The 19,307-nt window shown below is 69.6% G+C and carries 16 protein-coding genes and 1 pseudogene; 5 read left to right on the top strand and 12 right to left on the bottom strand.

Annotated elements, in window-relative coordinates; all coding sequences use genetic code 11:
- Nucleotides 1-241: pseudogene (locus B9C99_RS24245) on the bottom strand (sulfurtransferase); the annotation flags it as partial.
- 124 nt (nucleotides 242-365) lie between these two features.
- Here B9C99_RS24245 and B9C99_RS24240 point away from each other — a divergent pair.
- Nucleotides 366-1,055 carry a GntR family transcriptional regulator gene (locus B9C99_RS24240; protein WP_088899628.1) on the top strand — a complete coding sequence of 230 codons (690 nt, stop codon included), beginning with the start codon at nucleotides 366-368 and terminating at the stop codon, nucleotides 1,053-1,055.
- A gap of 4 nt (nucleotides 1,056-1,059) precedes the next feature.
- Here B9C99_RS24240 and B9C99_RS24235 read toward each other — a convergent pair whose 3' ends face one another.
- On the bottom strand, nucleotides 1,060-1,707 hold the full coding sequence (locus B9C99_RS24235; protein ID WP_016691018.1) for a PadR family transcriptional regulator: 648 nt from the start codon (nucleotides 1,705-1,707) through the stop codon (nucleotides 1,060-1,062).
- Nucleotides 1,708-1,838: 131 nt separating this feature from the next.
- On the opposite strand from B9C99_RS24235, the gene B9C99_RS24230 reads away from it, so the two are divergent.
- Both B9C99_RS24230 and B9C99_RS24225 read left to right on the top strand, forming a co-directional pair.
- Nucleotides 1,839-4,082: a DNA polymerase III subunit gamma and tau gene (locus B9C99_RS24230; RefSeq protein WP_088899630.1), complete on the top strand. Its 2,244-nt coding sequence runs from the start codon at nucleotides 1,839-1,841 to the stop codon at nucleotides 4,080-4,082.
- A gap of 71 nt (nucleotides 4,083-4,153) precedes the next feature.
- Nucleotides 4,154-4,732, top strand: a complete 579-nt coding sequence (locus B9C99_RS24225) for a DUF2231 domain-containing protein (RefSeq protein WP_088899627.1) — start codon at nucleotides 4,154-4,156, stop codon at nucleotides 4,730-4,732.
- Nucleotides 4,733-4,831: 99 nt separating this feature from the next.
- On the opposite strand, the gene B9C99_RS24220 is transcribed toward B9C99_RS24225, so the two are convergent.
- The 8 genes from B9C99_RS24220 to B9C99_RS24185 all read right to left on the bottom strand — a co-directional run bounded on the left by B9C99_RS24220 (nucleotide 4,832) and on the right by B9C99_RS24185 (nucleotide 11,598).
- On the bottom strand, nucleotides 4,832-5,263 hold the full coding sequence (locus tag B9C99_RS24220) for a RidA family protein (protein ID WP_229566842.1): 432 nt from the start codon (nucleotides 5,261-5,263) through the stop codon (nucleotides 4,832-4,834).
- Complete coding sequence (locus tag B9C99_RS24215) at nucleotides 5,253-6,851, bottom strand: gamma-glutamyltransferase family protein (RefSeq protein ID WP_088899626.1); 1,599 nt, start codon at nucleotides 6,849-6,851, stop codon at nucleotides 5,253-5,255. Before B9C99_RS24215 ends, B9C99_RS24220 begins: the two co-directional genes overlap by 11 nt.
- The gene (locus tag B9C99_RS24210; RefSeq protein WP_006552493.1) at nucleotides 6,848-7,204 is read right to left on the bottom strand and encodes a non-heme iron oxygenase ferredoxin subunit; all 357 of its coding nucleotides are present in this window, start codon (nucleotides 7,202-7,204) and stop codon (nucleotides 6,848-6,850) included. Before B9C99_RS24210 ends, B9C99_RS24215 begins: the two co-directional genes overlap by 4 nt.
- Nucleotides 7,205-7,243: 39 nt before the next feature.
- The gene (locus tag B9C99_RS24205; RefSeq protein ID WP_088899625.1) at nucleotides 7,244-8,698 is read right to left on the bottom strand and encodes an aldehyde dehydrogenase family protein; all 1,455 of its coding nucleotides are present in this window, start codon (nucleotides 8,696-8,698) and stop codon (nucleotides 7,244-7,246) included.
- Nucleotides 8,695-9,921, bottom strand: a complete 1,227-nt coding sequence (locus B9C99_RS24200; RefSeq protein WP_088899624.1) for an FAD-dependent oxidoreductase — start codon at nucleotides 9,919-9,921, stop codon at nucleotides 8,695-8,697. Before B9C99_RS24200 ends, B9C99_RS24205 begins: the two co-directional genes overlap by 4 nt.
- On the bottom strand, nucleotides 9,918-10,304 hold the full coding sequence (locus B9C99_RS24195; RefSeq protein WP_016691025.1) for a Rieske 2Fe-2S domain-containing protein: 387 nt from the start codon (nucleotides 10,302-10,304) through the stop codon (nucleotides 9,918-9,920). Before B9C99_RS24195 ends, B9C99_RS24200 begins: the two co-directional genes overlap by 4 nt.
- Nucleotides 10,305-10,388: 84 nt before the next feature.
- A complete protein-coding gene (locus B9C99_RS24190) occupies nucleotides 10,389-11,108 on the bottom strand; it encodes a TenA family transcriptional regulator (RefSeq protein ID WP_006552489.1) in 720 nt (239 codons plus the stop codon).
- Between the two features lie 40 nt (nucleotides 11,109-11,148).
- A complete protein-coding gene (locus B9C99_RS24185) occupies nucleotides 11,149-11,598 on the bottom strand; it encodes a heme-binding protein (protein WP_006552488.1) in 450 nt (149 codons plus the stop codon).
- A 328-nt stretch (nucleotides 11,599-11,926) separates the two neighbouring features.
- On the opposite strand from B9C99_RS24185, the gene B9C99_RS24180 reads away from it, so the two are divergent.
- Entirely contained in the window at nucleotides 11,927-13,579 is a 1,653-nt protein-coding gene (locus tag B9C99_RS24180; RefSeq protein WP_016691026.1) for a CdaR family transcriptional regulator, read from the top strand.
- On the opposite strand, the gene B9C99_RS24175 is transcribed toward B9C99_RS24180, so the two are convergent.
- The gene (locus B9C99_RS24175) at nucleotides 13,566-15,038 is read right to left on the bottom strand and encodes an MFS transporter (protein ID WP_016691027.1); all 1,473 of its coding nucleotides are present in this window, start codon (nucleotides 15,036-15,038) and stop codon (nucleotides 13,566-13,568) included. The genes B9C99_RS24180 and B9C99_RS24175 overlap by 14 nt on opposite strands.
- Nucleotides 15,039-15,365: 327 nt before the next feature.
- On the opposite strand from B9C99_RS24175, the gene B9C99_RS24170 reads away from it, so the two are divergent.
- Entirely contained in the window at nucleotides 15,366-16,940 is a 1,575-nt protein-coding gene (locus B9C99_RS24170; protein ID WP_016691028.1) for a hypothetical protein, read from the top strand.
- Between the two features lie 40 nt (nucleotides 16,941-16,980).
- Here B9C99_RS24170 and B9C99_RS24165 read toward each other — a convergent pair whose 3' ends face one another.
- Nucleotides 16,981-18,579 carry an FUSC family protein gene (locus B9C99_RS24165; RefSeq protein ID WP_088899623.1) on the bottom strand — a complete coding sequence of 533 codons (1,599 nt, stop codon included), beginning with the start codon at nucleotides 18,577-18,579 and terminating at the stop codon, nucleotides 16,981-16,983.
- Nucleotides 18,580-19,307 lie beyond the last annotated feature (728 nt).

Below are 19,307 nucleotides of genomic sequence, written 5' to 3'. Positions count from 1 at the left end.
GGCGGGAGAAGTGCAGCTCGGTGCCGGGGGCGCTGAATCCGCCGAGCAGGTCGGCGTGCACGGATCCCGGGATGTGCGCGGCGCGCCAGGTCGCGTAACCGGATTCCGGTCGGTAGTCGCCGTCGAAACGAGGCTTCGGGAAGGTGACCGTGGCGTGCAGGACCGTGTGTGCGCCGGGGTCGCTCGCGAGTTCTTCGGCGCTGATCAGCACCTGTTCGTCCCGGAAAGCCGCCTCGGTCACGCGTTGGGTCCTCTCGTCGTGTTCGAGGAGCGACGCTAAACGACGAATAACGTATACGCAAGTATGCGTACGTTGACGGTGGCATAATCGGCGCACGTAAACGGCATGCCTACGGAGGGTGTAGATGACCGAGCAGGACGCGACGGCCGAGCTGGAGAGCTCACTTCTCGTCGAGCCGCCCACCGGGCGCGACGACCAGACCTCCAAGCAGTACCTGCGCCTGCGCTCGGACATCCTCGCCGGGAAGTTCCCACGCGGCGCCGCTCTGCACGAGACCCAGCTCAGTGAGACCTACGGGGCGTCCCGCACCCCCATCCGTGAGGCGCTCAACTGGCTCGCGCACGACGGTCTGCTCGAACGGGCCAGTCGCGGCTTCCGGGTGCGTTCGGGCGCACCCGAGGACGTCATCGAGATCTATGCGGCGCGCGTCGCGCTCGAATCCGAGGCGGCCGGCGCGGCGGCGATACGGCACACCGATCTCGACATGGCCAGGCTCGAGCGGCTGCACGATTCGTGCTGCTCCGCCACCGACGACGCCGCGGTGCGCATCGGGAACTTCCGGTTCCACGAGGCGCTGTGGCAGGCCGCGCACAACACGACGATCACGACGTTGCTCGTGCGTCTGACCACCCAGCTGCGGATCTACGACTCCGGGCCGCCGTCCAACTACGGCGAGCCCGATCTGCTCAACCGGGAGCACGCGCAGATTCTCGACGCGTTGCGGGCGCGGAACGAGTCCGCGGCCCGCGAGCACATGCGTGCTCATCTCGAGCGCAGCCGCGAGCAGCGCATCCGCCTCTTCGCCCGCGGCTGAGCCTTCACTCCTGATCGGACGTGTCGGTGTCCCCGGCGAGGATCCGGTACAGCGACTTCTTGGCCTCGGTGAGGACCGCGTGTGCCGCGGCGACCTCGGCGTCGGAACCGCTCATCGCGACCGACCGTGTCGCGACCTGCAGTTCGCGCAGTGCGAGTCGCAGGTCGGGGGCGTCGGAATCGGGATCGTGACCGGCGAAGGGGTCGATGAGCTCGTTCCCCGGATCGTCGATGTACGTGCGGCCCGCATCCGTCAGTGAGACGAGCTTGCGTCCGCCCTCTTTCTCGACGGTGACGAGTCCTTCGTCCTCGAGTTGGGAGATCGTCGGGTAGATCGCGCCGGGGCTGGGGCGCCAGGCGCCGCCGGTCCGTTCGGCGATCGCTTCCATGAGCTGGTAGCCGTGCATCGGTTCGGTGCCGAGCAGGCGCAGGACGGCCGCGCGGACGTCGCCTCGTTGTGCTCGGCCGCGTCGTCCTCCTCGCGGGCCGCCGTGTCCCCGTCCGCCGCCACCGCGGTGCGGGCGGAAGCCGGGTTCGTCGTCGTGCGGGTGGTGTCCGCGCCGGCGGGGTCCGTCGGCGCGGAACGGGCCGCCGGGGAGATTTCGATCGTGCATGGCGCGGCGACGGCCGCGGGGATGTTCGTGGGTTCGCATCTGTGCGTCTCCTTCTTTGTCGATACGATCACGATAGATCTCGATATATCGTTAACGCAAGAGTGGTCTCGGCCACAGATGTCGACGGACCGACCTCCGTGCATGTCGGGAGCCGCCGGTACGCTCGGCGCGTGGCTCTGTACCGGAAGTATCGACCTGCGACCTTCGCGGAGGTGGTGGGGCAGGAGCACGTCACCGTGCCCCTCAGCACGGCGCTCGACACGGGCCGCATCAACCACGCCTACTTGTTCTCGGGCCCTCGTGGATGCGGCAAGACGTCCTCGGCGCGCATCCTTGCCCGCTCGCTCAACTGCGAGACCGGCCCCACGTCCACGCCGTGCGGCACGTGCCGGTCGTGCGTGTCGCTCGGCCCGGGCGGTGGAGGCAACCTCGACGTCACCGAACTCGACGCGGCGAGCCACGGCGGTGTCGACGACACCCGCGAACTCCGCGACCGCGCGTTCTACGCTCCGGCCGAGTCGCGCTACCGCATCTTCATCATCGACGAGGCGCACATGGTCACCACGCAGGGCTTCAACGCCCTGCTCAAGATCGTGGAGGAGCCGCCGGAGCACCTCATCTTCGTCTTCGCGACCACCGAGCCCGAGAAGGTGCTGCCCACCATCCGGTCGCGCACGCACCACTATCCCTTCCGGCTCCTCGCTCCCACGGCGATGCGGGGTCTGCTCGAGCAGATCTGCGGCCAGGAGAACGTGCCGGTCGAGGACGCGGTCTATCCGCTGGTCATCCGTGCCGGCGGTGGATCCCCCCGCGACTCGCTGTCGGTGATGGACCAGCTCCTCGCCGGTGCCGGCCCCGAGGGCGTCACCTACGAGCGCGCCCTGTCGCTGCTCGGCGTCACCGACGTCGCGCTCATCGACGAGGCCGTCGATTCGCTCGCGGCCGGCGACGGCGCGGCGCTGTTCGGCACCGTCGAGAAGGTCATGGACGCCGGACACGACCCACGTCGCTTCGCCGTCGACCTCCTCGAACGCCTTCGCGACCTCATCCTCATGAAGTCCGTCCCCGACGCCGCCGAGCGCGGACTGGTCGACGCTCCCGGCGACGTCCTCGAGCGGATGCGCGACGAAGCGACCCGCCTGGGTCCGGCCACCCTCACCCGCTACGCCGAGATCGTGCATGCCGGGCTCGGTGAGATGCGCGGGGCGACGTCGCCGCGTCTGCTGCTCGAGGTGATGTGCGCGCGCATGCTGCTCCCCGCAGCGTCCGACGCGGAAACCGCTGTCCTGCAACGCCTCGAACGACTCGAACAGGGCATCGTCGCGGCTCCTGTCGGAGGTGCCGCGCCGAAGCCAGTGGCAGCACCCGCCGCGCCTGCCGCACCGCCCATCTCGCCCGACGAACCCGCGGCACGTTTCCAGCGTCCCTCCCAGCGCCGGGCAGCCGAGGTGGCACCTGCCGCACCGTCCACCGAGACTGCTCAGCCCCGCGAGGCCGCGCAGCCGCAACCGGAAGTTCCTGCCCAGCAACCCCCTGCCCAGCACGAACCGGTGCAGCCCGAACCGGCCCAGCCGGTACCGACCCCGACGCCGTCTCCCGCCGCCGCGCAACCTCCCGTCGTCCCGGAGGCGCCGCAGCCGCAGAGTGTGCCCGACGAGGTTGCCGCGCAGGAGGTTCCGCCGCCCGCCCCCGAGGAGCCGGTTGCTCCCGAACCCGAACCCGAACCCGCCCGCGCGACAGGCGGTCCCGACGCGGCCCAGATGCGGGGTGTGTGGTCGGAGGTGCGTGCGAAGGTCCGCGAACGCAGCCGCACCGTCGAAGTGATGCTCTCGGGCGCCACCGTGCGGTCGGTCGACGGCACCCGCGTCGTGCTCGTGCACGACTCCGCTCCGCTCGCGAAGCGACTCGCCGACGCGCGCAACGCCACGGTCATCGCCGATGCGCTGAAGGCGGTCTTCGGCGGGGAGTTCGAGGTCACCTGCGTCCACGGTTCCGCTGCTGCGGAGGCGCCTGCCAGAACCCCGGCGCCCGAGAAGAATTCGCGTCCGGCGGGTCAACCGCGTTTCTCCCGGCCGAGTCAGGCGAAGAACGCCGCGGCGCCCGCTCCCGTCGAAGCCCCCGCCCCACCGCAGCGACCGGCGGCGGCACCGTCGGCTGCTCCGACGTTCACACGTCCGTCCGCGGAGAACGTCGACGACATTCCGCCGCCCGAAGCGCCCGACCTTCCCGACGATCCGGGCTCGGGCTACGACGCGCCGCCGCCCGACCCGTCGCAGATGACGGAGGCGGACGTCGAGGAGATGTTCGCCGAGGCCGCCACGCCCGGCGACCCGTCGACGCGCCGCGATCCGGAGGAAGTCGCGATCGAGCTGCTCAAGGACGTGCTGGGAGCGAAACCGCTCGACGAGAAGTAGTCGTACCGAGTCCCAGGTCGCATCGACCGCGTCGGCGATTCGTCTCTGCTGTCGACGGGTATGGCCTCATCATGAACCTGCACGAACTCCTGCGCGCCGTCGAATCCTTCGACGCTGTGGATCGGCCCGCCGAGCGCATCGCGCAGCGCATACGGCGAGTCCTCGACGGCTCCGTCGTCGACGACCTGCTCCGAGGTTCCTGGCTCGGACACCCCGTCCATCCCCTTCTCGTCACCGTCCCGATCGGGTCGTGGGTGTCCGCGGCGGCGTTGGACGCGCTGCCCGGGCAGCGCACCGCGTCCCGGCGACTCGTCGCGTTGGGACTGGGCGCGGCCGTCCCGACGATCGTCACCGGGTACACCGACTTCTCCACGCTGGAGGAGGTCCCTCAGCGCAGGGTCGGCGCGGTGCACGCCGTGTCGAACGCGATCGGGGTGATCTGCATGGCGACGTCCTATCGCGCGCGACGTGCCCGCCACGACCGGGCGGGGACGGTGTGGACCCTGATCGGTCTCGGCGCCGTCGGTGTCGGTGGTGCCCTCGGCGGTCACCTCTCCTACGCCCAGGGCGGGGGAGTGTATCGGTGGCAGCGACCGTCCGAGAGCGTCGATCTTGCAGCCGAACTCGAGGACATCGGCGCGAAGCGCTGAGCGTTCGTCGCCGAGGTTCACAACCCACAGAGGAGGCTGACAACCCTGAGGGTCGACCACCAGGGTTGTGAGCCTCGTTTCTCGGTTGTGAACCCCCGCCTACCGGCACACGGCGGTCAGCGCGATCTCGAGCGGCGCTCCACCGGGCAGGGTGTGGACGCCGACTGCGGTGCGTGCCGGTAGTGCGTCCACACCGAGTTCGCGTTCGATCACGTCCGACGCGCCGTCCGCGACCACCGACAGGTCGACGAAGCCGGGCGCGCTCGCGATGTAGACGACCATCTCGACCGGCCGGAACGACGTGCCCTCCGGCACCGTTGCGCGGATCGCCGCCAACGCGTTGCCCACCGCGACGACCGCGGCGGCCCGGGCCTGTTCGACGGTGACCTCCGCGCCGACCCGTCCGGTGAGGATCAGTTCGCCGTCGCGACGCGGGGTCATGCCCGCCGTGCGGACGGTGTCACCGGCCAGCACGGCCGGGACGTACCGGCCCTGCGGCCGAGGTGCAACAGCAGCAATGTCAGAGGACACCCAGCGCCACCCCCTCCTGTCGTGGATCGCTGCCTCCGGACAGCACTCCGCGGTCGTCGATCGAGATCACCTGTGCGCTTCCGTCTGCGCCCAGTGGTTCGAGCACTTCCACCCGGTGACCGAGTTCGCGCAGTTCGTCGCACACGCCGTCGGCGACGTCGCCTTCGATCCGCAACGCGGTCGGTTCGCCGAGCACGTTGGCGTCCGATCCCGGGAAGACGGTGAAGCGCGGCGCCGAGACCGCCTCCTGGGGGTCGAGACCGTGGTCGAGCAGGTGCGACAGCAACTGCATGTTCCACTGCACCTGCCCGTCGCCGCCGGGCGTGTTGCCCACATGCCGCAGTTCGCCCGCCGAGTCGGTGACGATCCACGCGTTGAGCGTGTGCAGGGGCTTGCGGCGCGGCGCCACCTCGTTCGGATGCCCGTCGATCAGGTAGGCACCGCGACCGAGTCGGTTGTTGAGCACGATGCCCGTACCGGGCACCGTGAGCTTCGCTCCGAAGGTGAACGCCAGCGAATGGATGAACGACACCGCCCGCCCCTCGGAGTCCACGGTGACGAACGACGTCGTGTCCCCGGCGGAGACCGAGAAGGCCTCGGCGAGTGCACGCTCTTCGATCCGTGCGCGACCGGCTGCGATGTTCGCGGGCTCGAGCACCCGTGCGACCCCGTCGTTGTCCGACGAGCACCAGCGGAGCCTGTCCTCGAAGGCGACGGTGGCCGCGCGGGCCATCCGGTCGATCGACGCCGCGCCGAGCACAGGGTGGGTACCGAGCGCGTCGTCGCACAGGGCGGCCTGGTGCAGGACCATCCATCCCGGCGTCGGGAGCGGGGTCTGGTGCACGACGTGCCCCGCATAGGTGCCGGTGAGAGCCGCCTCCGCGTCCACTGCCGCCCCGGCCTGCCATTCGTCGCCGCTGAACGGTGCTCCGCCCCCCTGCAGCGTAGCCACGCAGCGCTCGGCGAGCGTGCCGGTGTAGAACGAGCCCGGATCCTCGGCCAGCGCACGGATCGTGCGGGCCAGATCGGGCTGGGGAAGCACGTCGCCGAGGCGCGGGACGTGGTCGCCCGGTGTGTACACCGAGGCGAGTCCGGCGTCGCCGCGGATCGAACGCAGCGCGACCTGCACATCGGTCCGGGTCTTCGCCGAGCACGGCAGGCCGCTCTCGGCGATCCGGGCTGCCGGCGCCCACAGTTCGGGCAGCGACCTGCTCGCTCCCCGCCGGTGCAGTGCGGCCAGCGCGGCGGGCGCGCCGGGGACGGCGACGGCGAGCGCCCCGTCGAGCGGGATCGCGTCGAGTCCCCGCTCCCGGTAGAAGTCCGGTGTGCCGCCGTCGGGTCCGTAACCGCTGCCGTTGACGGTCCACACCGACCCGTCGGGCTCGCGGACCACGGCGAACGCGTCACCGCCGATGCCGCACTGGCCGGGTAGCGTCAGCCAGGTGACCGCTGCCATCGCCAGGGCCGCGTCGACGGCGTTGCCACCGTCCTCGAGGACGCGGACCCCGGCGAGGCTCGCGAGTGGATGACTGGACGCGACCATGCCTCCGGTCGCGAGCGTCGCCGGTCGTGTCGCGCGCCGGGTCATGCCGACCGCATCCGACGTCGACGGGGTCCTTCCGGCGGCTCGGCGGGGTCGATCCCGACGAAGATCTCGCCGTCGCGCTCCTCGCACGGATAGGTCTTGATGGGTTCGGTGGCCGGCGGGCAGATCGGCTCGCCGGTCTCGAGGTCGAATGCGCTTCCGTGGCAGGAGCATCCGATGCCGTCCTGGACGAGCTTGCCGGACGACAGCAGGCAGTCGAGGTGTGAGCAGTAGTTGGACGTGGCGTACGCCTTGCCGTCCAGTCGGGAGATGGCGAACTCGTAGTCCTCGGCGTAGAACCGGCGGACGATGCCTTCGGGCACCTGCCCGGATCGGGCCACTCGCTTGAACTCCATGGTCTTTCCTCCAGGCTTGTCGAGGGTCGGTGTCGCCGGTCAGGCGTCGGGGGAGAGGTAGACGGTCTTCTCGGACTGGTAGAACTGCATGAGCGTGGGGCCGGCCTGTTCCTTGAAGGTCTGCGTGCTCGACTGCTTGTAGCCGCCGAACGGCGCGTTCATGGCCATTCCCGTGGTGGGCTGGTTGACCTTCACGAGTCCGGTCCGCGACCCTGCGATGAATCGCTGTGCGGCGGACAGGCTCCGGGTGACGACGGAGGCGCTGAGCCCGAAGGCGGTGTCGTTCGCAAGGGCGAGGGCCTCGTCGAAGGAACCGGCGCGCTGGAAGGCCAGGACCGGGCCGAAGATCTCATCGGTCAGCAGGCGCATCCCCGGTGCGGTGTCCGCGAAGACCGTGGGCCGCACGAAGAATCCGCCACGCAGCGTGTCGTCCTCGCATCGCACGCCGCCGCACACCAGCCGTGCGCCTTCGTCCGTGCCGATGGTGACGTACTCGAGGAACTTGTCGAGCTGACCGCGACTCGCGAGCGGGCCGACATCGACGGCGGCACCCGAACCCGGTCCCACCCGCAGGGCGCGGGTGCGTTCGGCGACCTTCTCGAGCAACTCGTCGTGGATCGCGTCGACGGCGACGACACGGCTGGTGCCGGTGCACGCCTGGCCCGACAGTCCGAAGGCGCCCTTGACGATCAGTGCGGCCGCCGCGTCGAGATCGGCGTCGTCCAGGACGACGACGGGGTTCTTGCCGCCCATCTCCAGCTGTACGCGCCGGTCGGGGCCGACGCTGCGGTGGATGGCGCGTCCGACCTCGGTGGACCCGGTGAAGGTCACCGCGGCGATCCGCTCGTCGCCGGAGACTGCCGCACCGGCCTTGCCGTCGCCCTGTACGAGTGCGATCGCGCCGGCCGGCAGACCACCGGCGAGCAGGGCCTCGACGAGTCGCTGTCCCATCAGCGGGGTGATCTCGGACGGCTTGAACAGCACCGTGTTGCCGGCGGCGAGCGCGGGCCCGAGCTTGCGGGAGGGGATGTTGAGCGGGAAGTTCCACGGCGTGATCGCACCGACGATCCCGATCGGTTCGCGCACGGTGTAGACGGTGGTGGAGCCCGGACCGGGGAAGGTCGCGCCGGTGGCGCGCAGTGCCTCACCTGCGTAGAAGCGCAGGTTCATGGGGGTGCGGCTCACCTCCATCGTGGCCTCGGCTCGGGTCTTGCCCTCTTCGCGGATCAGTTCGTCGACGAGTTCGGCCGAGCGTGCCGCGAGATGGTCGGCGGCTGCCTCGAGGATCGCGGCGCGACGTTCGGGCGGGGTGGCGGCCCATTCGGGTGCGGCCTTGTCGAGGGCGTCGACGGCGTTGCGGACGTCGATGGCGTCGGAGTCCGGGAAGGTGCCGATCAGATCGGTCTCGTCGGCGGGGTTGCGGCGTTCGAAGACCGCGCCGGAGGCGGCCGGTACCCAGTTGCCGTCGATGTGGTTCAGTCCGGTGATCGTCATGCGGGCTCGACCTCCTCGTACATCTCCCACAGATCGGTGTCCTCGTCGGCGAGCAGCGCTGCGTCGACCCTGCGGCCGATGAGTTCGCGGGCCGCCATGATGTCCTCGCCGCGGTCCATCGCGAAGGCGGCGGTCAGAACGTCGCCGGCGAGGTAGAAGACCGAGAACTCTCCACTGTCGGTGTCCCCGCGGACGACGAGTTCGGTTGTTCCGGAGGCTGATCCGGCGAACTGAATGTTGGAGTCGTACTGATCGGACCAGAACCAGTGCGGGTCGTCGGAGAGCGACTGCCGCCCGACGATCGTGTCGGCGACCACCGCCGCCTGGCGGTTCGCGTTGTCGAAGTGTTCGACGCGCACGTGCCGGCCTTCGCGCGGGGAGAACCGCTTCGCGACATCGCCTGCCGCGTAGATGTTCTCGACCGAGGTGCGCCCGGTGGCGTCGACGACGATCCCTCCGTCGACGGCGAGTCCGCTCGCCGCCGCGATGTCGGTGTTGGGGACGATGCCGATGCCGACGACCACGGCGTCGGCCTCGACGATCCCGCCGGTGGTGGTCTCGATCCGCACACCGCGATCGGAAGTGGTCACCGACGCGACGCCCGTGCCGGTGCGCAGGTCGACACCGTTGCGGCGGTGCAGTTCGGCGCAGTGCCGGCCGACCTGCTCGCCGAGGATGCCTCCGAGAAGGTGTTCGGCCTGTTCGAGGACCGTCACCGTCACCCCGAGAGATTGTGCGGTCGCGGCGATCTCGAGTCCGATGAAGCCGCCGCCGACGATCGCGAGACTCGAACCCGGGGTCAGGCGGGCTGCGAGGGCGGTCGCGTCGTCGAGGGTGCGCAGGTAGTGGACGAGATCGGGCCGGGAACCGGTGGTGGCGAGGGTGCGGGGGCGTCCGCCCGTGGCGAGGACGATCGCGTCGGCGGCGATCTCGCCGCCGTCGAACTCGACGGTGCGGGTCGCGGTGTCGATGCGCTGGACCGACACGCCCGTGCGGATGTCGATGTCGTTGGCGTCGAGCCATTTCCGGGTCAGCAGTGCGAGGGAGTCGATTCCTTCACGACCCGCGAGGAATTCCTTCGACAGGGGCGGACGCTGGTAGGGGGCGTGCTGCTCGTCGCCGAGCAGCACGATGCGTCCGTCGAAGCCGCGGCGGCGCAGGGTGCGTGCGGCGACGGCGGCGACCTGGCCGGCGCCCACTGTGACTACGGTGCGAACGGTCATGCCGTGCACTCCTTTCCGGATGCGGCCGGTGCCGGACGCGGGGTGAGGTCCACGAGGACGGTCTCGTCGCGCACGAGGACGGGATAGACCGGCTGGCAGAGGTCCTGGTCCTCTTCGTATCCGGTCTCGAGATCGAAGCGCCACTGGTGGCCGGGGCAGATGACCCGGCCGTGCAGGAGCGTGCCCTTCACGAGCGAACGGTCCTGGTGGATGCACAGGTCGGCGAAGGCGTAGATGCGGTCGTTCGCATGGAACAGTGCGATCGCGAGGCCGTCGACCTCCACGCGGAGTTTGCGGCGGCGGGTCACCTCTTTCACCGTGGCGACGGCGACCCAGGTCGGGGACTCCGCGGCGGTGTCGGTGCCGGCGGTCCCGCTGCCCATGATTTCGGTGGACATGCTTCTCCTTCGCTCGTGTGCGAGAACGGGAGCGGAAGCCGCGAGCGACTTCCGCTCCCGCGCATCGGATCAGGCGGACGCCAGCTCCAGATCGGGGGCGACGTACGTGTCGTACAGGCCCTTCGTGTACGAGAAACGCATCTCCGCTCCCCAGCGGACGAGCTGCAGGCAGCGCTGCTGCAGCTGCGGGGTGTCCGCGCAGTCCAGGACGATCTGGTAGCCGCGCTCACCGTGCACGACGTCCGAGGTGATGTGCAGGTCGAAGAACTCGATCTCGTCCTCGGTGAAGCCGTACACCTCGCGGAGCGGGACGATCTGCTTCTTGTAGATGCTCGGCACCTGGGATTCGAGGCCCACGACCAGGGCCGCGGTGGCGACGACGAAGTGTTCGCGCTGGGACACCGCGTAGCACCAGGCCTGCAGTCCGCGGGTGACCGCGTTCATGTTGTTCGGATCCTCGACGCGCTCCTTGGTGGTGCCGCACGCCTCGGCGAACTTGATGAGCAGGTCGGTGTGCCGGATGTCGGCCAGCTCCTCCTCGTACATGTTCTGGAGGGTGAAGTCCTTGGCGTCGGTGAAGTGATCGGGGGTGTTGGAGTAGATGTTCGCCAGGTAGTCGGCGAAGGGGCCGACGTAGTGGTAGTGGTTCTCGGCCCACCGGGCGAAGTGGTGCTTCTCGAGCTTGCCCTCGGCCCACGCCTTGCTGAACGATGCGTTCTTCGCCTCGCGTCCCTTGATGGCGTCTTCGAGTGCGGCGCGGAATTCGTCGCGTCCGAGCAGTTCGGTCATGATGATGCCTTTCGATGAGGAGGTCGTGCGGGGGATGCGATCAGGCGTTGATCGCGGAGGTCAGGGCTTCGAATTCGGCGATCATGGCGGCGCCGACCGCCTTGTCCTGCTCGCCGTTGCCGCCGCTGATGCCGACGGCGCCGACGATCTGTCCGTCGTAGACGAGAGGGAAGCCGCCGACGAAGATCGCGAACTTCCCGGGGAGCATGTGGCTGATGCCGAACGCTTCGTTACCGGGGAGGGCGGGTCCGTTGGGACCCTCGTTGAACAGGTGGGTGGCGCGCTCGTGGCCGGCGGCGGTGAACGCCTTCGCCATGGCGATCTCGACGCCGGTGAGGCGGGCGCCGGGAAGCCGGTGCAGAGCAATGACGTTCGCGCTCTCGTCGCAGACACAGAGGGTCTGCTTCACGCCGATCTCCTCGGCCTTCGCGCGGCCGGCGGCCAGCAGGGGGAGTGCGTCGTCGAGGGTGATGCGGTGGATTCGATGCATTGGTCTCCACTTTCGAAGTCGGGTCGGAGAGTCGGACGATTCCTGGTCCGCGTCGGGATCCGTGTGCGTCCCGCCGATGCCGCGTCGCTGAAGTGTCGGCGGGTGCCGGAGCGGTGGAGCGGTGTGTCCGGCGTGGCTCATTTCTAACAGGGCCGTGCGCCGATGGGGACGGTCAAGATCACCGTTGTTTTCGGGATTCGGTGTACACAGTGCACATGTGTCTGGGACGCATGACTCTGGTAACTGGTGTAGAAAGTGCACACCGCCACGGTGTCGACGGGTCCACCCCCTCACGGCCCGCCGATGCTCCCGATGGAAGCAGGTCCCCATGGAATCGAGCCCGCGTCTGACAGTCCGAGGACTGCTCGACGAACCGCTCATGGAGGGCGCCCGGGTCGTGGATCGGGAGGCCGATCTCGACCGGGCGCTCACCTGGGTGCTGCCGTTCGGCGAGGTCGTCGGCCGATTCGACGATCTCACCGGTGTCGCCGTGTACATGCGGCCGGAGGCACTGGCCGACAGTGCGCACGCCCTGTCCGCACTCGCGGCCCGCGATGCGGCGGCGCTGGTCGTCGACGGCGCGGTGCCCGCCGGAGTGTCCTGGCCGGCGGGGTTGGTCGTGATCGAACTCGACCTGCCCGTCGGATTCGCGGCACTCAACCGGTTGCTCGCGGAGCGGTCGCTGATGCAGGAAGTGCACGTCATGCGCTATTCCGCGCACGTGCACTCGACGCTCGCCGGCCTGCTGCACCGCGGCGCGGGACTGAACCTGCTCGTCAAGGAGGTCTCGGCGCTCGCACAGCATCCGGCGATCGCGCTCGACGCGCGTGGTCAGGCCGTCGCCTTCCACGGTGTGGATGCCGCTCGGGCGGAAGAGATCTCGGAAATCCTACACAAGCAGCTGTCGACGGTGACGGCCGCGGATCGTCACGCGCACCACGACACCCGCGTGCTGGAGGAGGTCGTCGGAGGCGCACCCTGGACGTGCACGGCCAGCACCATCCGGCTCGGCAAACGGTTCGAGGGTTGGGTGGTCGTTCTCGCCTCGGGTGCGTCTCCCGGACCGCACGAACTGGCTCAGCACGCGGTCGTCACCGAACAGGCGACGGCGATCATCGGGTCGGAGATGCTGCGGCAACGCAGCGTCGACGAGGCCGAGGAACGGGCCCGCGGCGATTTCGTGCAGGCGCTGGTGCACGGCAGTTTCACCAGCCAGCACGACATGCAGGCCCGCGCCGAGTACCACGACATCGACCTCACCTCGTCGTTCGCGGTCTTCGTCGCGCCCGGTTACGGGGAGAACCCGGCCGGCCCGGGCGGCGACGAATCCGGTGGACTGTTGCGGTTGGCCCGGTACGCCGCCAGCGTCCTGCCCCATCCGTCGGTGCGCTCGTACGTCACGGTGATCGGCGACGTCCTGGTGGTGGTGCGGTCGCTCCGCTACCGCGACCCGCGCGACGTCGAACTCGAGATCGCCGAATACGCCGACGCGGTGTCGCAGGACCTGTCCCGCCGGCGCGTGCGCCCGGTGCCCGTCGCCCACGGAGCTCCGGCCGTCGGCGCGGACCAGATCCGGGAGAGCTATCGGCAGGCCCGCGTGGCACTCGGCATCGGGCAGCGGCTCGGCATGTCGGGTTCGGTGGCGTACCGCGACCTGCGGGGTTACGGCGTGCTCGAGCTGGTCGCCGAGACCGATCGCAGCCGCAGGTTCGTCGGCGACGTGTTCGGGTCGCTCAAGCCCGGCACCGACCTGTACGACACCCTGTCGGCCTATCTCGCGGCCGGCGGGAACGTCAACGCGGCGGCGCGGGAGCTGTCGGTGCACCGCAACACGATGCTGTCGAAGCTGGACCGGATCTCCCGCGCGATGGGGATGGACGTCCGGCTGCCGGAGAACCAGTTCACGGCCTGGCTCGCCGTCCGCCTCGAGCTTCTCGACCGGCTGCGCACCTCGGTCGAGAACGAGATCAACTACCGCTGAGAGCGGTCGACTCGGAGCCGGTCGCGACGTGATCCTCGGGGTCGGCCCCCAGGAACGACGCGGCGAACCCCGCGCACACGACCACGGCGCACACCGCGAAGAGCGGTCCCACCGTCCACGAACCGAGCGCGACGGTCACCCACGCCGCCCCGACGGCCGAGCCGCCGAAACGGATCAGGTTGAACACCCCCAGCCCCGTTCCGCGCTCGCCCGCCGGAGAACGCGTCGAGCCGGCGGCCGCGGGGGTCTGCACGGCGGCGATGCCGGCGCCGGTGATCGCGAGGACGGTCGCGACGAGCCACAGGCGCGGTTCGTCCGCCGAGAGGACGACGGCGAGCGCGATCTGACCGACGAGGAGCACCACCAGTCCCGCCCGCAGTATCCGCCGTGCGCCGACGCGGTCGACGGTGCGGCCGACGACCGGTGCGAGGACCGCCATGACCGCGGGCAGCGCGAACAGGATGGCCCCGGCCGTGGCTGTCGACGCGCCCGTCGCGTGCAACCGCAGCGGCACCGCCAGCAGAGCCGCGCCCAGGCAGAACATCTGCGCGAAGGCGGCGGCTGCGCTCCGCGCGAACCTGCTCTCGACCAGCAGTCGGACGTCGACGAACGGCACGTCCGCGCGGAGGCAGTGCACGACGAAACCGACCAGTACGACGATCGAGACGGCCAGTGCGATCCCTGCGACGGACGTGGGAACACCCGCTTGTCCGAACATGCTCAGTCCCAGCACGACTCCGGCGGAACCGAGCGTCAGTGCGATCGCACCGGGCACGTCGAGGGTCATCCGGCGTCCGGGGAAGATCGGGATCCAGCGCAGCGTTCCGGCCAGTCCGATCAGTGCAATCGGGATCATCGGGACGAAAACCCATCGCCAACCCCAATGTCCCGCAACGAAACCGCCGAGGGTGGGGCCGATGGCCTGACCGAGTCCGTTCACGGTGGCCCACGCGCTCACCGCGCGTGCGCGTCTGTGCGCGCCGAACAGCCACGCGATCAATCCCATGACCGCGGGAGCGAATGCGGCCGCCGCGACTCCGCCGAGGGCGCGCCAGACCACGAGGATCTCGAGGCTCGGCGCCGTCGCCGCTCCGGCAGCGCAGATCGCGGTGCCGAGCAGGGCACCGCAGTAGACGCGACGCCGACCGTATCGGTCACCGATGTACCCTGCAAGGGGCATTGCCGCAGCAAAAGTGAGAAGGAAGCCGACGGCCAGTAGTGCACCGTCTTCGAGGCTTGCGTCGAAGTCGGAAAGTATCTGTGGCAGTGGGACATTGATGATGTTGTTGCTCAGTGTCCCGACGAGGGTTCCGGCGAGCAGGGCGGACAGGGCCAGGGGAGTGCCCGTATCCGTCTCGGCTGCCGGCGCTGCCGGTGTATCGGTGCGAGTGGTCATCGAACTCTCCGGAACCTCGGGGAACTGCGCGGCACGGTTCGTACCGTCGAACCACTTTCGCACTGCGCTACCGTCGGATGCATCGCCATCGCGGAGTGAAGGTGCACATCGGATCCGGGGGAACCGGTGCAGGGTGCACATTCGACGACGTCGTGAGGGCGGCGCGGGGCGCGCGACACATGTTCGTAGCAATATTTCACATCCGAGCGCCTCGTCGTCACGAAATCGCAAAAGTGGAACACAGTGCACAGCTAGCGTGGCGGGCAATGTGCACCGTTCTCGTTGACCGAGCACGGGCCGTAGCGGAAAGTTCCCCCAATACATCGAGTTCCCATTCACCGTCCACGAACACAGCCCGACTCGTTCCACCCCCCTGTCGAAGGAATCGCCTTGGACGTACAACTCACCGCCGCGCACTGGGTCTACCTGGCCGGCATCCTCGTCATCCTGGCCACCATGGCCCTGCGGAAGAACATCGTCGTTCCTGCAGTCGTCGCAACCTTCCTGACCGCACTGACATTCTCCGGCAGCATCGTCACGGGACTGTCGGCCATCTTCAACGCGAGCCTCGTCGCGGCGAAGGAACTGTTCAACATCTTCCTCATCATCGCGATGGTCACGGCCATGCTCGGCGCGCTGCGCCAGCTCGGCGCCGACCGGATGATGGTCGCGCCGTTCCGGCGGGTCATGCGTGCGGGCACCAGCAGCTTCCTCGTCCTCGCCGCGGTCACCTACGTGATCTCCCTGTTCTTCTGGCCCACCCCGGCCGTGCCCCTCGTCGGCGCGGTGCTCATCCCCGTCGCGATCCGCGCGGGCATGTCCCCGCTGTCGGTGGGCATGGTCATCGCGATCTGCGGTCAGGGCATGGCGCTGTCCTCGGACTACATCATCAAGGTGGCGCCCGGTATCTCCGCATCGGCGGCCGGCGTCGAGGCCGACGCCGTCGCGGACAAGGCCATGGTCCTGTCCCTGATCGTCGGCGGCACGGCCCTGCTGATCACCTACCTCGTGCAGAAGCGGCACTGGCGTGCGCCGTCCCCCGACCTCCTCGTCGAGTGGGAGGCCGAAGCGGACCGCGGCATCGGCGACACCCGTGGCGACGACTCCTCGGGCGGCGGCTCCCGTCCTCCGCGTCGGCCGGAACCCGCCGGTGGCCCCACCGGCGGTGGCGGAGAGCATGCGGCGACGGCCACGGCGGTGCTCGTGGCGCCGTCCGACCCGGTCGCCGACCCCGACGCCGAGGCGGAGAAGGAGCGCCGCGGTACCGCGAAGGCGTTCGCGATGCTCGTGCCGCTCGCCTACCTCGCTTTCATCGTCTACCTGATGCTGGGCAAGTTCACCGAGGTCGTGCCGCCGCTGCAGGGTGGTGACGCCGCCGCGATCGTGGGTGGGATCGCAGCGCTGATCCTCTTCGCTGCCGCAGCGTCGACCGACCGCGGAGGTTTCCTCGAGACCACCTCGGATCACCTCGTCGACGGTCTGGTCTTCGCCTTCAAGGCCATGGGCTGCGTCCTCCCGATCGCCGGCTTCTTCTTCATCGGCAATCCGGAGTTCGCGGGACCGATCCTCGGCATCTCCGCCGACGCCGCAGGCCCGGCGATCCTGTTCGACCTCGTGACCACCGTGCAGGCCAACCTTCCGCAGAACGCCTTCGTCACGTCCTTCGGCATCCTGCTCATCGGCCTCGTCGCCGGACTCGACGGATCCGGATTCAGCGGACTGCCCCTCACCGGTGCGCTGTCGGGTGCTCTCGGCCCGGCCGTCGACGTCGACCCGTCGACGCTCGCGGCGATCGGTCAGATGGGCAACATCTGGGCCGGTGGCGGCGTCATCATCGCGTGGTCCTCGCTGGTCGCGGTGGCCGGTTTCGCCCGGGTGCCCGTGCTCGATCTCGCCCGCAAGTGCTTCCTGCCGGTGATGGCGGGACTGATCCTCTCGACCGTCTTCGCAGTCCTGGTGTTCTGACGAGGGCGCGTGTTCCGACGGAAGCGACCGGGTCCCTGCTTCAGGGGCCCGGTCGTTCCGGCAGGGTCAGGATCCGGTAGCCGAGTTCGTGGAGACGGCGATGTTCGGTCCAGCGTTCCCGGGTCCACGCCGGCTCGGTGTGCGCGGCGATGACGGCCGCGGTGGTGGAGGCGTGCAGGTCGAACTCGAGGTCGCGGCGCAGTTCGGGCAGCTCGCGTGCGTCCGTCGACGCGGCGATCCTCGTGACGGCGTCGCGGACGCGCCCGTCGGCGAAGTCGAGGACGCGGCGGTGGGCCCGGGGGAGCACACCCCACAGCACCGCGAGCGCGACGAGGACGCCGACGACGGTCTCGAGGAACCGATCGCGCGCGACCGTCACCAGATCGCCGGGGGCGCCCAAACCACCGAGGACGACGACGAGCGGGGTGATGAAGACCATCGCCAGGCCGTAGTTCCGCACCAGGAACATCTCGGTGCCGGCCATCACCGCGGCCAGCACCGCGACGAGGACGACCCCACCGGGATGGAAGGGCGTCAGACAGGCCACCAGGAGGAGTCCGAGCACGGTGCCGAGGAAGCGGTGCGCCGCCCGGTAGGAGCCGAGGATCCGGTCCGGTCCCTGATGCAGGATCATCGCGGCCGTGATGACCGCCCAGTCGGGGCGTCCGACGCCCAGCGCGATGGCGATCGTCCCGGCGACAGGTCCCGCGACGAGCAGGCGCACGGCGATCGTCGCCGACCGGCTGCGCAGGTGCGCGGCGCGCGCGAGGCGGTACCGCACGGAGGGGCGTCGCAGCGGGGTCCGCAGTCGCAGATCGTCCTCGGGAACCGCCTCGTCCCGCGGCCGCTCGTCCAGTGTCTCCGCGCATCGGAGGTGCGCCGCGCGCAGCGTCTGCTCCAGCGGATGCCCCGAGTCGACGAGTCCGGCGTCGTGCAGGCACTGCCAGGCGGCGTGCAGATCGTGGACCGCGGCGCGGCGATTGCCGGGTGAGTTCTCCTCGAGGACCGCGTCGACGGCGGCGACCGCAGCGGCCACCGCCGTGCGTTCCGGAGTTCGCGGCCGGAACGGGGCGCCGGACAGGGAGACCACGACGGCCGTCCCCGCGCCGATCGCCGTCCAGGCCGAGACCGTCGGGACGGACACTCCCAGCGCGGGGAGAGCGGACGCGATCTCGAGGGACAGCAACATCAGGAAGGCGCCGGGCGCACCCATCCGCAGCGCGTCGACGACGAAGGCGCACACCGCGACGGTCGCGGTCATCGCCGCGATGACCAGCAGGTACCACCACGCCGACCCTCCCTCGGCCAGCTCGTGGTGGACCACCGACCCTGCGAGGGCACCGATCGTCGCCAGTGTCACGAGCACCGTCCCGATGACGGCGACCGCTCGGGCACGGACGCGATAGGGGCGTTGCTCGCCGTAGACGACGGCGAAGGCGCCGAGTGTGGCGATGGCGGAGACGGCGCCGAATCCGAGGGCGACGCCCACGAGACCGGGTACCGCGACGGTGGCGGCTGCGCGCGCGGCGCCGGGCCACCGGCGTCCCTGCCGCGGAACCGACAGCATCGCGGTCCGCAACGGGGCGGGCGTGGGCAGCGGCAGATCGACGACCCGATGATCTCCGCTCGCTTCCGCCACGTCGTATCACCTTAGGAACCGGCGGGCCGGCGTTTCCCGTCGGCAGGCGCGCATGAGGCGCAGGTCACTGGGCCGGTCCGCCGAATTTCCCGACGGAATATTCGACGGGTAATTCGTCGGCGTTCGAATTGCGAACGCATCGAATTCGCCGGTGGAAAATGCGTCGACTCGCATATTTCTCGTAAATGGGATAGAAGAGGAGAGCGCCTGTTTCGAAGTCGGGAGAAATTCACCCGGCCCCGTGAAAGGACATTCCATGACACTCAATGTTGTGCTGTTGTTACTGGTACTGGCTGCGGCCTTCGCGTCCGTCGCCGCTCTCCATTCGGCGGACGAGCGCCGCACCCGCCATCCCTGAGTGAATTCGTGACGACGCGGATCCGTCCGCTCACGGAGATATCCGCGTTGCACTGTCCGATCGAGGGGGAGGTCGTGTGCGTTTTCGTCGGGAGAATCGCACACAACCTCCCCCTCGTTCGTCGTGCCCGGGGATGGCGCGAACGGTGGTCCCGGAAGGTCGGGACGGCCGTCCCTTCCACCCGGGACACCGGGCACCGGATCGTTCCTTCCACGACGCGCAGGGCGTCGCACCGATCCGAAGGGACTCTCAATGATCCTGTCAAGCCGCCACCGCGGTAACCGGCACATTCGGTTGCCAGGTGCGGTTGTCGCGGAGCAGAGCGTAGAGAACGTCCACGCGCCGCCGAGCCAGGCAGATCGTGGCCTGG

The organism is Rhodococcus sp. BUPNP1 (assembly GCF_002215235.1).
Lineage (GTDB): Bacteria > Actinomycetota > Actinomycetes > Mycobacteriales > Mycobacteriaceae > Rhodococcus.
This window is presented reverse-complemented; position numbering and strand designations above follow the sequence as displayed.